At 70.3% G+C, this 12352-nt stretch carries 16 protein-coding genes; 11 read left to right on the plus strand and 5 right to left on the minus strand.

The window, feature by feature from the left end; genetic code table 11:
- From mutL to AC07XS_RS13270, 4 genes are all read left to right on the plus strand, one after another.
- On the plus strand, positions 1-1457 hold a 1457-nt coding region (gene mutL, locus AC07XS_RS13255), incomplete at its 5' end, for a DNA mismatch repair endonuclease MutL (RefSeq protein ID WP_182714845.1).
- A 194-nt stretch (positions 1458-1651) separates the two neighbouring features.
- On the plus strand, positions 1652-2125 hold the full coding sequence (locus tag AC07XS_RS13260) for a low molecular weight protein-tyrosine-phosphatase (RefSeq protein WP_182714844.1): 474 nt from the start codon (positions 1652-1654) through the stop codon (positions 2123-2125).
- A 152-nt stretch (positions 2126-2277) separates the two neighbouring features.
- On the plus strand, positions 2278-2628 hold the full coding sequence (locus AC07XS_RS13265; protein ID WP_182714843.1) for an endonuclease domain-containing protein: 351 nt from the start codon (positions 2278-2280) through the stop codon (positions 2626-2628).
- A 163-nt stretch (positions 2629-2791) separates the two neighbouring features.
- Entirely contained in the window at positions 2792-3244 is a 453-nt protein-coding gene (locus tag AC07XS_RS13270) for a hypothetical protein (protein WP_182714842.1), read from the plus strand.
- Positions 3245-3314: 70 nt separating this feature from the next.
- Here the strand turns inward: AC07XS_RS13270 and rsmD are convergent, their stop codons facing one another.
- Complete coding sequence (gene rsmD / locus AC07XS_RS13275) at positions 3315-3887, minus strand: 16S rRNA (guanine(966)-N(2))-methyltransferase RsmD (RefSeq protein ID WP_182714841.1); 573 nt, start codon at positions 3885-3887, stop codon at positions 3315-3317.
- 3 nt (positions 3888-3890) lie between these two features.
- Entirely contained in the window at positions 3891-5354 is a 1464-nt protein-coding gene (locus AC07XS_RS13280; RefSeq protein ID WP_182714840.1) for a pseudouridine synthase, read from the minus strand.
- A 12-nt stretch (positions 5355-5366) separates the two neighbouring features.
- On the opposite strand from AC07XS_RS13280, the gene tadA reads away from it, so the two are divergent.
- The 3 genes from tadA to AC07XS_RS13295 are packed head-to-tail and all read left to right on the plus strand — an operon-like array spanning position 5367 to position 7377.
- Positions 5367-5825, plus strand: a complete 459-nt coding sequence (gene tadA, locus AC07XS_RS13285; protein WP_054766924.1) for a tRNA adenosine(34) deaminase TadA — start codon at positions 5367-5369, stop codon at positions 5823-5825.
- A gap of 39 nt (positions 5826-5864) precedes the next feature.
- A complete protein-coding gene (locus tag AC07XS_RS13290) occupies positions 5865-6290 on the plus strand; it encodes an MliC family protein (protein ID WP_321208133.1) in 426 nt (141 codons plus the stop codon).
- 40 nt (positions 6291-6330) lie between these two features.
- Entirely contained in the window at positions 6331-7377 is a 1047-nt protein-coding gene (locus tag AC07XS_RS13295) for a nitronate monooxygenase (RefSeq protein WP_182714839.1), read from the plus strand.
- Here AC07XS_RS13295 and AC07XS_RS13300 read toward each other — a convergent pair.
- The 3 genes from AC07XS_RS13300 to AC07XS_RS13310 are packed head-to-tail and all read right to left on the minus strand — an operon-like array spanning position 7374 to position 9630.
- Positions 7374-7961, minus strand: a complete 588-nt coding sequence (locus tag AC07XS_RS13300; RefSeq protein WP_182714838.1) for a GNAT family N-acetyltransferase — start codon at positions 7959-7961, stop codon at positions 7374-7376. The two genes, AC07XS_RS13295 and AC07XS_RS13300, sit on opposite strands and share 4 nt — an antisense overlap.
- Positions 7961-9067: a 3-dehydroquinate synthase gene (aroB, locus tag AC07XS_RS13305; protein ID WP_182714837.1), complete on the minus strand. Its 1107-nt coding sequence runs from the start codon at positions 9065-9067 to the stop codon at positions 7961-7963. The genes AC07XS_RS13300 and aroB overlap by 1 nt, the downstream gene beginning before the upstream one ends.
- Positions 9064-9630, minus strand: a complete 567-nt coding sequence (locus tag AC07XS_RS13310) for a shikimate kinase (protein WP_182714836.1) — start codon at positions 9628-9630, stop codon at positions 9064-9066. The genes aroB and AC07XS_RS13310 overlap by 4 nt, the downstream gene beginning before the upstream one ends.
- 125 nt (positions 9631-9755) lie before the next feature.
- On the opposite strand from AC07XS_RS13310, the gene AC07XS_RS13315 reads away from it, so the two are divergent.
- From AC07XS_RS13315 to AC07XS_RS13330, 4 genes are all read left to right on the plus strand, one after another.
- Positions 9756-10658: a site-specific tyrosine recombinase XerD gene (locus AC07XS_RS13315; protein WP_182714835.1), complete on the plus strand. Its 903-nt coding sequence runs from the start codon at positions 9756-9758 to the stop codon at positions 10656-10658.
- 17 nt (positions 10659-10675) lie between these two features.
- On the plus strand, positions 10676-10900 hold the full coding sequence (locus AC07XS_RS13320) for a DUF1902 domain-containing protein (protein ID WP_182714834.1): 225 nt from the start codon (positions 10676-10678) through the stop codon (positions 10898-10900).
- Positions 10901-11066: 166 nt separating this feature from the next.
- Positions 11067-11261, plus strand: a complete 195-nt coding sequence (locus AC07XS_RS13325) for a type II toxin-antitoxin system HicA family toxin (protein WP_182714833.1) — start codon at positions 11067-11069, stop codon at positions 11259-11261.
- Between the two features lie 84 nt (positions 11262-11345).
- Positions 11346-12293: an acetyl-CoA carboxylase carboxyltransferase subunit alpha gene (locus AC07XS_RS13330; protein ID WP_182714832.1), complete on the plus strand. Its 948-nt coding sequence runs from the start codon at positions 11346-11348 to the stop codon at positions 12291-12293.
- Positions 12294-12352 lie beyond the last annotated feature (59 nt).

The following is a 12352-nucleotide window of genomic DNA, read 5'->3' on the forward strand; positions in this document are numbered from 1 at the left end:
TCCCCGGCCCGCACGGCGCGCGGGTCGAGGTGCGCGACCTCTTCTACGCCACCCCCGCCCGGCTCAAATTCATGAAGTCCGAACGGGCCGAGGCCATGGCCATTTCCGAAGAGATCAAGCGCCAGGCCATGGCGCACGAGGCCGTCGCCTTCACCCTGTCGCTGGACGGCAAGGTCGCCCTTCGCCTGCCCGCCGAACATCCCGGCGACGAGGGCCGGCTGAAGCGGCTGTCGGCCCTCCTGGGTCGCGACTTCGAGGCCAACGCCCTCTTGATCGACCAGGAGCGGGACGGGGTCCGCCTGTCGGGCTATGCGGGCCTGCCCACCTATTCGCGCGGCAATGCGGCGCATCAGTATCTGTTCGTCAACGGCCGCCCGGTGAAGGACCGGCTGCTGCAAGGGGCCCTGCGCGGCGCCTATGCCGACTTCCTGGCGCGCGACCGGCACCCGGCCGCCGCCCTCTTCATCGACATCGACCCCCTGTACGTGGACGTCAACGTCCACCCTGCCAAGGCCGAGGTCCGGTTCCGCGACCCGGCCCTGGTGCGCGGCCTGATCGTCGGCGCCCTGCGTCACGCGCTGCACGCCGCCGGCCACCGGGCCTCCACGACCGTGGCGGCGGATGCCCTGAGCGGGTTCAGGCCGCACACGGGCGTGACGCAGAGTGGCGAGTGGCGAGTGGCGAGTGGCGAGGGCTGGTCCGGGTGGACAGGCTGGTCCCAGCCCGCCGCCGCGGCGCAAGTCCTGCCTGGCCTCCACGAACGCAGCGCCCGCGTCGAACCCGGCTGGGACGGCGCCTCATACGGCGAACTCGCCACTCGCCACTCGCCACTCGCCACTGCCCCCCAGCCACTCGCCCCTCCCCCTTCCGACATCGACCTGCCGCTGGGCGCCGCCCGGGGTCAGCTGCATGCCAACTATATCGTGGCCCAGACCCGCGACGGCCTGGTCATCGTCGATCAGCACGCCGCCCACGAGCGGCTGGTCTATGAGCGGATGAAGGCCCAGATGGCCGAGGGGGCCGTGACCCGCCAGGCCCTGTTGACGCCCGAGGTGGTCGAGCTTGACCCGGCCGAGGCCGAGCGCGTCGCCGCCCGCGCCGAGGAACTGGCCGAGATGGGCCTGATCGTCGAGGCCTTCGGCGCCGGCGCCGTCCTGGTGCGCGAAACCCCGGCCCTGCTGGGCGACACCGACGTGCAAGGGCTGATCCGCGACATCGCCGACGACCTGGCCGAACATGGCGCCGCCCTTACGCTGAAGGAGCGGATGGCCGAGGTCTGCGGAACCATGGCCTGCCACGGCAGCGTCCGCTCCGGCCGCATCCTCACCGCCCCCGAAATGAACGCCCTGCTCCGCCAGATGGAAGCCACCCCGCATTCGGGCCAGTGCAACCACGGGCGCCCGACCTATGTGGAGCTGAAGCTGCACGATCTGGAGAAGCTGTTCGGGCGGCGGTGAACGCCTCACCGGCGCCCGCCCACCGTTCCCTAAACCGTCATCCTCGGGCTTGTCCCGAGGATCCATACGCCCGACCTAGACGCCCGCGCACCCTGCGGACACACCGGGAGTCTGGATCCTCGCCACAAGGGCGAGGATGACGAGTGGGGGAACGGCGGCCTAACCTGACGCAACCCCATCCGCTAAGATCCTCCATGACCTCCGTCCTCTTCGTCTGCCTCGGCAACATCTGTCGCTCCCCCCTCGCCGAGGCCGCCCTCCGCGCCGAGGCTGAGCGCCTGCGTCTCGACCTGATCGTCGACTCCGCCGGCACGGGGAACTGGCATGTCGGCCATCCGCCCGATCCGCGCGCCCAGGCCGTGGCGCGCAAATATGGGATCGACATCTCCGGCTATCAGGGCCGGCAGGTGACGCCGGCGGACTTCCGCCGCTTCACCCACCTCATCGCCCTGGACCACGACAACCTGGCTGATCTGCGCCGTATCGCCCCCAGAGACGACGAAGGGGGCGCCGTCGCCGAGCTCAGCCTGCTGCTCGACCATGTCCCCGGCCGCGAGGGCCAGGCCGTCGCCGATCCCTATTTCGGCGACGACGCCGGGTTCGAGGTCACCTGGGCCGAGGTGACGGCGGGGGCGCGGGGACTGATCCAGAGGCTGGGCCGCGCCTGACACGCCCCCTCTGTCGGCTGCGCCGACACCTCCCCCAAGGGGGGAGGATTTCGGTCGTCGTCACTGTCGCATTCCTCCCCCCTTGGGGGAGGGGGACCGCGAAGCGGTGGAGGGGGCTTGCCGCGCACCGGGTCTCTACGCACATTCCCCTTATGGATGCGCCCCGCAAAACCCAGGCTCGTGCGCGCGAACTCCGCCGTAACCTGACCCTGCCCGAAGTCTTGCTGTGGCAGGCGCTGCGAAAACGGGGGCTGTGCGGGGCGCGGTTCCGGCGTCAGCATCCGATCGGCCCCTATATCCTCGACTTCTACTGCGACGCGGCCCGGCTGGCGGTCGAGATCGACGGCTCCAGCCATGACACGCCCGATCAGGCCAGGCATGATGCTCGCCGAACCGACTGGCTGAACCGGAGGGGCGTCGCCGTGCTGCGTATACCGGCGCGCGATGTGCTGACGGACCTGGCTGGGGTGCTGGAGGAGATCGGGCTGCGGCTCAAAGCCTAGCCTGACCCCCTCCGTCGGCTGCGCCGACACCTCCCCCAGAGGGGGAGGATTTCGGTCATCACGGTCGCATTCCTCCCCCTTGGGGGAGGTGTCGGCGAAAGCCGACGGAGGGGGGCTCGCTCCACGTCCGACTCTGACGTACCGTCGTTTTACGGATACGGCCATGACCCCGCCCTATCGCATCCGTGAATCCCGCATCTGGGCCCAGGCCCGCGCCGACTATCTGTCGGGTCTCAGCGCCGAGGCCGTATGTCGGCGTCATGACCTCGGTCTGTCGGCCTTTCGCCGTCGCGCCCGCAAATACGGCTGGCGGCGCAGCGATCAGGTGGAGCCGCCGCCCGGCGAGATCGACCTGTCCCTGTATGAGGACATCGACCTGGACGAGCTAGCGCGTACCGCCCGCCTGCGGTTCATCGAGGCGGTGGAGGGCGGCCGCGCGTCGGACGCCCGGCGCTGGCGCGCCCTGGCCGACGACCTGACCCGCGAGGCCCGCGCCTTCGACGCCGACTTCTTCAGGGGCATGAGCCACGAAGAGGTGGCCGCCTCGCTCGAAGGGATGCGGCGCGAGATCGACGAGGAGGACGAGGCCCTGCTGGGACCGCCGCCCGAGGACTGAGCGTTCTGCGACCCATTCTCAAAAATCTGCACGAAAGTGCACTAAAAGAATTCGGAGTGCACTTTCCCCGTCAGGCGGCGGGGGCGACCTTCAGGAACAGCACCCGCGCCGCCCCATAGTCCCGCGCGTCCAGCCGGTCATAGCCGGGGGTGTCGATCTCGGGCTCGTCCGAGCCGCGCTCGAACACCACCAGGGCGCCGGGCTTCAGCCAGTTCCCCTCCAGCAGCCGCACAAGGGTCTGTTCCCCCAGCCCCTTGCCGTAGGGCGGGTCCAGGAAGGCCAGGTCGAAGGCCTCGCCGTCCGAGCCGGGACGGACGCCCAGGTCGGTCGCGCTGCGTCGATGCACCCGGGTGCGGCCCATCAGCCCGTAGGCGTCGGCGTTCTCGCGAATCGCGCCCCTGGCCCCGTCGTCGGTCTCGACGAACAGGCAGAAGCCCGCCCCCCGGCTGATCGCCTCAAAGCCCAGGGCGCCCGATCCGGCGTACAGGTCGATGACCCGCAGGCCGTTCAGGCTCTCGCTCCAGGCGGCGTGCTCCAGCACGTTGAACAGGGCCTGGCGCGCCCGGTCCGAGGTCGGGCGCGTGCCCTGCCCCTCCGGCGCGACGATGGCCCGGCCCTTCAGGCTTCCGGCGACGATCCGCATGGATCAGCCGCGCGGCGTACGGGGTTTGCCGCCGGGCGAACGGCCGCTGGTTCCCGACGGTCCCGCCGGCTTGCCGCCGCCCGCGCGCGGTGGCCGTACCGGTCGGTCGCCGCCGCCGCGAGGCCCGCCGCTGCGCCCCCCCTCGCTGCGGCCTGCGGGCTTCCTGCGGTCGTCGATGAACTGGGCGTCGCGGGGTTTGAACACCCGCTTGGGCCGGTCGCCGTCGGCGCGGGCGGGGCGTTCGCCCTCGGGGGCGGTGCGCTCGCGCGGTTTGAAGCTCTTGGAATGTTCGAACTTGGGCTTGGCCTTGGCCCAGCCGTCCTTCTTGGGCGCCCGCTCGCGGCGCTCGACCGCCTCGGCCTGGGCCGTCTCGGCGGCGCGGACGCGGCTGGGCTTGCGCGACGGATCCGACATGGCCGAACCGGAGCGCCCCTTGACGATGGGGGTGGCGATCCGGCGACCGGGGATGGGCGCGGGCGTCTCGACCGTATTGCCGGTCGGCAGGTTCTCGGGACGGATATGGTCAGCCAGCAGCTCGCGGATCACGCGCGGCCCCACCTCCTCCACCGCCCCGACCGGCAGGACGTCCAGCCGGAACGGCCCATAGGCCAGACGGATCAGCCGGTTGACCGTCAGGCCGACCGACTCCAGCACCTTACGCACCTCGCGGTTCTTGCCCTCGGTGATCGAGACCGAGATCCACAGATTGGCCGGCGCCTTGCCGTCCTCGGACTTGGACTCCTTGGCCTTGTCCAGGGTGGCCTCGATGGGCCCATAGGAGACGCCGTCCACGACGACGCCCTCCTTCAGCCTGTCGAGCTGTTCCTGGGTGATCTTGCCGCGCGCCCGCGCCCGGTACTGGCGCACCAGGGCGGTCGAGGGCAGTTCCAGCGCCCGGCTCAGCTCCCCGTCGTTGGTCAGAAGCAGCAGACCCTCGGTCGCCAGATCGAGCCGCCCGACCGAGATCACGCGCGGCAGACCGGCCGGCAGGGCGTCGAACACCGTCGGCCGGCCCGCCGGGTCCTTGTGGCTGGTCAAGAGGCCGGCCGGCTTGTGATAGCGCCAGACGCGCGTCGCCTGGGCCCCGCCGATCGGCTTGCCGTCCACGGTGATCACGTCGTCGCGCGTCACCAGGGTGGCGGGCGTGTCCAGGATGCGGCCGTTGACCGCCACCTTGCCCAGGCCGATCAGCCGCTCGACCTCGCGGCGCGAGGCGATGCCCGCCCGCGCCATGGCCTTGGCGATTCGCTCGCTGCGGACCGGGGCGGCCTCGGCCTTGGCCGGTTTGGCGCCCGCGCGGGGGCGGTCGTCGCCCGGCTTGCCGGCAAAGGCCTTGCGCGGCTTGTCGCCGAAGGGGGTCTTCCCGTCGCCGCTCTTGCGAGGACCGGAGGATTTGAAGGGCCCAGGCGACCGTCCGTCTTGACGGGCGCGGGGCTTCTTGTCGTTGTCGTTCGTATGGCGGACCATGATGAGCGGTTCATGCGCATGGCGCTGGACCAAGCGCAAGCGGCGGCGGACGCAGGAGAGGTGCCTGTGGGCGCAATTCTTGTCGATCCCGCCTCAAACGCGGTGATTTCCACCGGCGCCAACGGCCCGATCTGCGCGCACGACCCTACGGCCCATGCCGAGATCGTGGCCATGCGACGCGCGGCGACGGCGCTGCAGAACTACCGCCTCACCGGCCTGACCCTCTATGTGACGCTTGAGCCCTGCGCCATGTGCGCCGGCGCCATCAGCCACGCCCGCATCGGTCGCGTGGTCTGGGCGGCCGATGATCCCAAGGGCGGCGCCGTGCTCCACGGCCCCCGTCTGTTCGAGCAACCCACTTGCCACTGGCGTCCGGCGACGGAGTGGGGTCTGTTGGCCGAGGAGGCGTCCAGCCTGCTCAAGTCCTTCTTCCGTCAACGGAGAGGAACGGCCGCAGGCGGCGGACGTTAGACCGCCGCCCCAAGCGGCGCTGTTGTGAGGAGTATCGCCTTGTCCAAGCCGGTTCTGCGGCCGTCCTTCGCTCTCGGCGGCCTCGCCGCCGTCCTCCTTCTGACGGCCTGCGGCCCTGACCCCGACAAGGCTCCCACCACCGGCGACGAGGTCAAGGAACGCGCCATCGAGGCCCAGACCGCCCGCAAACGCACCGGCGCCGAGGTCCAGGACCGCGTCCTGAACCGGGTCGTCCATACGGTGTATCTGTGCGACAACGGCGAGCGGCTGTCGGTCGACTTCGACAATCCGCGCGAGATGGCCACGGTCCGCAACTCCTCGGGCGAGGCGGTGGATCTTTATCAGGAACGCGCCGCCGACGGCATCTGGTACCGCGCCACCAACGTCGAACTGCGCGGCAAGGGGGTGCTGGCCACCTGGTCCGTCGAAGGCCGACAGCCGACCGAATGCCGGGCCGTCGACTGACCCCATTGCCGAAGCCGACCCGGCTCCCTAGCTGCGGTCCATGTCCCTGATCGAACAGCTTGGCCTGACCGCGCCGATCGTCCAGGCGCCCATGGCGGGCGTCTCGACCCCGGCCATGGCGGCGGCCGTTTCGAACGCCGGGGCGCTGGGCTCCATCGCCGTCGGCGCGACCGATGCGGCGGGGGCCGGCCGGATGATCGCCGAGACCCGCGCCCTGACCGACCGCCCCTTCAACGTCAATCTGTTCGTCCACGCCGCGCCCCGCCGCGACGAAGGTGCAGAGGCCGCCTGGCTTCAGGCCCTGACGCCGTCGTTCGCCGCCTTCGGCGCCGCGCCCCCCGCCACGCTGAACGCCCCCTATCGCAGCTTCGCCGACGACGACGCCATGCTGGCGCGCCTGATCGCCGACGCCCCCGCCGTGGTCAGCTTCCACTTCGGCCTGCCCGATGGAGAGCGGATCCGGGCGCTGAAACAGGCCGGCTGCCTGCTCCTGGCCACGGCGACCAATCTCGATGAAGCCCTGGCTTGCAGGGCGGCGGGCGTCGACGCCGTGGTGGCGCAAGGATGGGAGGCGGGCGGCCATCGCGGGATGTTCGATCCTGACGCCGACGACGGCCGCTTGGGGACTCTGGCCCTGACCCGCCTGCTGGCGCTTCACAGCGGCCTGCCGGTCGTCGCCGCCGGAGGGATCATGGACGGCCGGGGCGTCCGCGCCGCCCTGGACCTGGGCGCCGTTGCGGCCCAGTTGGGCACCGCCTTCGTCGCCTGTGACGAAAGCGCCGCCGACGCCGCCTATCGCGCCGCCCTGTTCAGCGACGCGGCGCGTCATACCGTCATGACCAGCGCCGTATCGGGCCGACCCGCCCGCTGCCTGCGCAATCGTTTCACCGAATTTGGGGCGCAGACGACGGCCGCCATCCCTGACTATCCCGTCGCCTATGACGCCGGAAAGGCCCTGAACGCCGCCGCCAAGGCCGTCGGCGAATACGGCTTCGGCGCCCAATGGGCCGGCCAGGGCGCGCCCCTGGCCCGCAGCCTTCCCGCCGCCGACCTGATTGCGGCCCTGATGGCGGAGATGGTCGCCTAGCCGAACGCCGCCAGCCTTCGATCCAGCCCGTCCCGCACCTCGGGCCAGTCGTCGTCGATCACGGCGAACATGGCCGTATCCCGCGCCCGGCCGGTCCAGGTGGTCTTGTGCTTCCTCAGAACGCCCTCGGCCTTGGCGCCCAGTTTGCGGATCGCCGCCTGGCTCTGGGCATTGACCGCGTCGGTGATGATCTCGACCCGCACCGCGCCGGCGTCGAAGGCGTGGCCCAGCAACAGCCGCTTGCAGGCCGGATTGACCGGCCCGCCCCGCGCCTCGGGCCGATAGAAGGTCGATCCGATCTCACAGCGTCGATAGGCGGGATGGATCTCGTAAAGGCTGGTCGTCCCGACCACCGCTCCGTCGGACAGTCGACGCACGGCGTAGGCGATGCGCGTTCCGGCCGCCATGGCCTTGATGGCGGCGCCCCACCAGCCGTCGAAATGCGCGCCATAGGCGGGCGCGACCATGATCTCCCAGGCGGCCGGATCGCAATCCAGCGCCGCCTTCACCGTCTCCCGCAACCCCTCGGTGAACGGCTCCAGCCGCACGAACCGATCCTCCAGGGGAACGACGCCGATCTGCATCAGCCCGTCGCCCCTTCGGCGATCAGAAAGGCGCGCACCTTGTCCGCATCCACGCCCTTGGCGACGAAGGCCTGGCCGATCCCGCGCGCCAGGATCAGGGTCAGGGCGCCGCCCTCGGCCTTCTTGTCCCCGGCCATCAGGGCCAGCAGCCGGTCGGCTTCGAAGGCGCCCGCCTGATCCAGCCGCGTGGGCAGGCCCGCCGCCGCGACCACCGCCTCGACCCGCGCGGCGTCCTCGGCCGAACACAGTCCCTCGCGCGCCGAATAGCGCAAGGCCATGCAGCAGCCGAGCGCCACCGCCTCCCCATGGGCCAGGGCGTCTTCGTCGAACCCGACCTCGGTCTCTATGGCGTGGCCGAAGGTGTGGCCCAGGTTCAGCAGGGCGCGGCGTCCCGCCTCCTTCTCGTCCTCCCCGACCACGGCGCTCTTGATCTCGACCGAGCGGATCACCGCCCGTTCCAGGGCCGCCGGATCGCCCGACGCTCCGGCCGCCCCCTCGCCCGCCAGCCAGTCGAAGAAGGCGGAGTCGCAGATCAGCCCGTGCTTCAGCACCTCGGCCCAGCCGGACTTCACCTGCCGCGCCGGCAGGGTCGCCAGCACGTCGATGTCGGCCAGGACCAGGCGCGGCTGATGGAAGGCGCCGACCAGGTTCTTGCCCCGCGGCGTGTCGATGGCCGTCTTGCCGCCGACGGACGAGTCGACCTGGGCCAGCAGGGTCGTCGGAATCTGCACGAAGTCGATGCCGCGCATGTAGAGCGCGGCCGCGAGACCGGCCAAATCCCCCACCACCCCGCCGCCCAGGGCGATCACCACGTCCTTGCGGTCCAGGCCGATCTCCAGCAGCCGGTCCAGCACCCGCTCCAGCTGGGCGAAGGATTTCGACCCCTCGCCCGGCGGCACGGCGACGATCCGGCTCTGGACCCCCGCCGCCGCCAGGGATGCGGTCAGGGCGGCGCCGTGAACGGCCTCGACCGTCTCATCAGTGATGATCACCGTCCGGCCCCGGGCCAGGGGCGCGATCCGAGCGCCCGCCTGCTGCAGCAGTCCGCGCCCCACGATCACCTGATAGGCGGCGAAGGCGCCGCCGCTGACGGGAATGGTCGTCATGCTTTCGTCTCCGCACGGCGGCGTGTGCGCCAGTGTCGGCGCAGGGTCTTGTGAATGGCGTCCACCGCCTGGCCGTGAGACCCCTGCCCCACGTCCACGGTGACGTCGGCCTCGCCATAGATCGGATAACGGACCTCGGCCAAGGCCGTCAGCACCTCCAGCGGGTCCTTGCCGCGCAACAGGGGCCGGGTGTCGCGCCGCGCCACCCGTTCGGCGATGACCGCCAGATCGGCCCTCAGCCAGACCGTGTCGGCTCTTTCCTTCAGCAGGGCGCGGGTCTCCGGGTTCATCATCGCCCCGCCGCCGGTGGCCAAGACCAGGGGCGGCCCCTCCAGCAGGCGGCGGATCACCCGCGCCTCGCCGGCCCTGAACTCGGCCTCGCCCAAGGCGGCGAAGATTTCGGACACGGTCATTCCCGCCGCCTCCTCGATCTCCACATCGCCGTCGGCGAAGGGCAGTTTCAACCGATGGGCCAGCCGCCGCCCCACCGACGATTTGCCCACCCCCATCAGGCCGACCAGGGCTATGGTGCGGGTCGGACCCGGATTCGCGCGCCGCCTCATCCGGCGGCTCCGGCGGAACGGACGGTGAAGGAAACGGCGAAGGCGACGGCGCAGGCGGACATGATCGTTGGAACCTCTACACCAAGCCCGGCCTCGCGCCATCCATTCGCAGGAACGATCGCCGCATGACGCCCCAGATCGAAGCTTTTCTGGAGATGATGGCGGTGGAGCGCGACGCCTCGCCCCACACCCTGGCGGCCTATGGACGGGATCTGGCCGACGCCGAGGCCGCCCTGTCGTCGGACGGCGGCCTGATGCAGGCCCCGGCCGAGGCGGTCGAGGCCTGGTTCGCCGACCTGTCGCGCCGGGGCCTGTCGGCGGCCACCGCCGCCCGACGCCGATCGTCGGTGCGGCAGTTCTATCGTTTCGCCCTGGCCGAGGGCTGGCGGACGGATGATCCGTCGCGTCGCCTGGACGCTCCCAAACAGGGCCGCCCCCTGCCCAGGTCCCTGAGCCGAGACGAGATCGACCGGCTGCTGGCCGCCGCCGCAGCCCGAGACGCGGCCGCCGGCCTGCGGCTGGTCGCCCTGGTCGAACTGGCCTACGCCTCGGGCCTGCGGGTGTCGGAACTGCTGGGTTTGAAGGTCGAGGCCGTGCGCCGCGACCCGGCCTATCTGATCGTGCGCGGCAAGGGCGGCAAGGAGCGGTTGGCCCCGCTGAACCCCGCCGCCCGCACGGCGCTGAAGGCCTGGCTGACGGCGCGCGACGCCCGGCGCAAGCCCGAGACGCCCGACAGCCCCTGGCTCTTTCCATCCTCCGGTCGTTCCGGCCATCTGACCCCGCGCCGGTTCGCCCAGCTGCTGGACGAGGCCGCCGTCACGGCGGGCCTCGACCCGGCGCGGGTCAGCCCCCACGTCCTGCGTCACGCCTTCGCCACCCATCTGCTGGAGGGCGGCGCCGACCTGCGCGTGGTCCAGACCCTGCTCGGCCACGCCGACATCGCCACCACCCAGATCTACACCCACGTCGCCACCGACCGCCTGGCCCAGGTCGTCCAGCAGAACCACCCCTTGGCGCGGGACGAGTGAAGGCGCATATTCAGGCCATGGCCGAGGATTTCTACGTCAAGGCGATCTGGGACCCCGAAGCGGGGGTCTGGTGCAGCGAGTCCAACATCGTCGGGCTGGTGCTGGAAACGGCGACGCTCGGAGAGTTCGAGAATCTCGCTCGTCATTTCGCGCCTGAGCTTCTTGCCGAAAACCTTGGAATTCATGGCGCTGTGCCGGTACGATTTGAAGCTTCCGGCGACTTCGACGTCGTTGCCGCTTAGGGGTCCGTCCGCCCCCCGATTTGGCGCTTTATTACCCTTAGAAATCAAAGGCCGCCCTTAGGCCCTAGCAAGCCAACCATTGTAATGATTGGAGATTTCTCAAGCTCCGTCCGCCCCCTTTCATGGCGCAAACAAACTGCACGGATTGAAGCGAAAGACCGAGCAGATGCCCAAGGACTTCTACCCTGAACTGACTGCCCTCCTCTTCGCCGCCGGCTGGCGTCGCGTCGCCAACGCTAAGGGCAGTCACGAGAAATGGAGGCATCCGGATCAACCGCACACCGTCATTGTGCCGCGCTCCAAAAGTCGCCACACCGCCAACAGCGTGCTCAAGCAAGCCGGTCTGCCGAAGGCCTTCTGACACCCGCTTGCCCCACGGCCCCGACCTCTCTAGTTTCCCCCGCCTTCCCCTGGGGCGCCTCGCCCGCCGTTTTCGGACGCCTTTATGGCCACGCACTATCTCGATTTCGAAAAGCCGATCGCCGATCTGGAAGCCAAGATCGACGAGCTGTCGGCCCTGTCCGAGACCTCCGGAGGTTTCGACCACGAAATCGCCGGCCTGCGCAAAAAGGCCGAGCAGCTGCGCAAGAAGACCTACGCCGGGCTGGACCCTTGGATGAAGACCCAGGTGGCGCGGCATCCGCAACGCCCCCACTTCATCGACTATGTCCAAGGCCTGTTCACCGACTGGACCGAACTGCACGGCGACCGACAGTTCGGCGACGACCAGGCCATTCTCGGCGGGCTGGCGCGGTTTCGGGGCCGCCCCGTCGTCATCATGGGGCATGAGAAGGGCCACGACACGGAAACCCGCCTGACCCACAACTTCGGCATGGCTCGACCCGAGGGCTATCGCAAGGCCGTGCGCCTGATGGACATGGCCGAACAGTTCGGCCTGCCGGTCCTCAGCTTCATCGACACGGCCGGCGCCTATCCGGGTCTGGGCGCCGAAGAGCGCGGCCAGGCCGAGGCCATCGCCCGTTCGACCGAACGCTGCCTGACCCTGGGCGTGCCCTCCATCGCCACCATCACCGGCGAAGGCGGATCGGGCGGCGCCATCGCCATCGCCGCCGCCAGCCGCGTCTTGATGCTGGAGCATTCGATCTATTCGGTTATCTCGCCCGAAGGGGCGGCCGGCATTCTGTGGCGTGACGGCGCACGGGCCCGCGACGCCGCCATGGCCATGAAGATCACCGGCCCGGACCTTATCGCGCTGAAGATCGTGGATCGTCTGATCGAGGAACCGACCGGCGGCGCCCACGCCGACCGCGACGGCGCCCTGGCCAGGGTCGGCGACGTTCTGGCCGAGGAACTCCAATCCTTCGACGGCCTCTCGCCCCAGCAGATCAAGACCCGCCGCGCCGAGCGGTTCTACGCCATCGGCACCCTCTGATCGAACGCCGTTAACCGCGCGTCCACCTCCAGGTTCTAGCCTATAGGACCTGAGGATTG

The organism is Brevundimonas sp. GW456-12-10-14-LB3 (assembly GCF_059424365.1).

What these genes read in the sequence shown, in the direction of transcription:
- AC07XS_RS13260 (WP_182714844.1), top strand. Translation starts at nt 1,652, where the DNA reads ATGACCTCCGTCCTCTTCGTCTGCCTCGGCAACATCTGTCGCTCCCCC.
- AC07XS_RS13320 (WP_182714834.1), top strand. Translation starts at nt 10,676, where the DNA reads ATGGCCGAGGATTTCTACGTCAAGGCGATCTGGGACCCCGAAGCGGGG.
- tadA (WP_054766924.1), top strand. Translation starts at nt 5,367, where the DNA reads ATGCGCATGGCGCTGGACCAAGCGCAAGCGGCGGCGGACGCAGGAGAG.
- rsmD (WP_182714841.1), bottom strand. Translation starts at nt 3,887, where the DNA reads ATGCGGATCGTCGCCGGAAGCCTGAAGGGCCGGGCCATCGTCGCGCCG.
- AC07XS_RS13295 (WP_182714839.1), top strand. Translation starts at nt 6,331, where the DNA reads ATGTCCCTGATCGAACAGCTTGGCCTGACCGCGCCGATCGTCCAGGCG.
- AC07XS_RS13270 (WP_182714842.1), top strand. Translation starts at nt 2,792, where the DNA reads ATGACCCCGCCCTATCGCATCCGTGAATCCCGCATCTGGGCCCAGGCC.
- AC07XS_RS13315 (WP_182714835.1), top strand. Translation starts at nt 9,756, where the DNA reads ATGACGCCCCAGATCGAAGCTTTTCTGGAGATGATGGCGGTGGAGCGC.
- AC07XS_RS13300 (WP_182714838.1), bottom strand. Translation starts at nt 7,961, where the DNA reads ATGCAGATCGGCGTCGTTCCCCTGGAGGATCGGTTCGTGCGGCTGGAG.
- AC07XS_RS13265 (WP_182714843.1), top strand. Translation starts at nt 2,278, where the DNA reads ATGGATGCGCCCCGCAAAACCCAGGCTCGTGCGCGCGAACTCCGCCGT.
- aroB (WP_182714837.1), bottom strand. Translation starts at nt 9,067, where the DNA reads ATGACGACCATTCCCGTCAGCGGCGGCGCCTTCGCCGCCTATCAGGTG.
- AC07XS_RS13330 (WP_182714832.1), top strand. Translation starts at nt 11,346, where the DNA reads ATGGCCACGCACTATCTCGATTTCGAAAAGCCGATCGCCGATCTGGAA.
- AC07XS_RS13310 (WP_182714836.1), bottom strand. Translation starts at nt 9,630, where the DNA reads ATGAGGCGGCGCGCGAATCCGGGTCCGACCCGCACCATAGCCCTGGTC.
- AC07XS_RS13280 (WP_182714840.1), bottom strand. Translation starts at nt 5,354, where the DNA reads ATGGTCCGCCATACGAACGACAACGACAAGAAGCCCCGCGCCCGTCAA.
- AC07XS_RS13325 (WP_182714833.1), top strand. Translation starts at nt 11,067, where the DNA reads ATGCCCAAGGACTTCTACCCTGAACTGACTGCCCTCCTCTTCGCCGCC.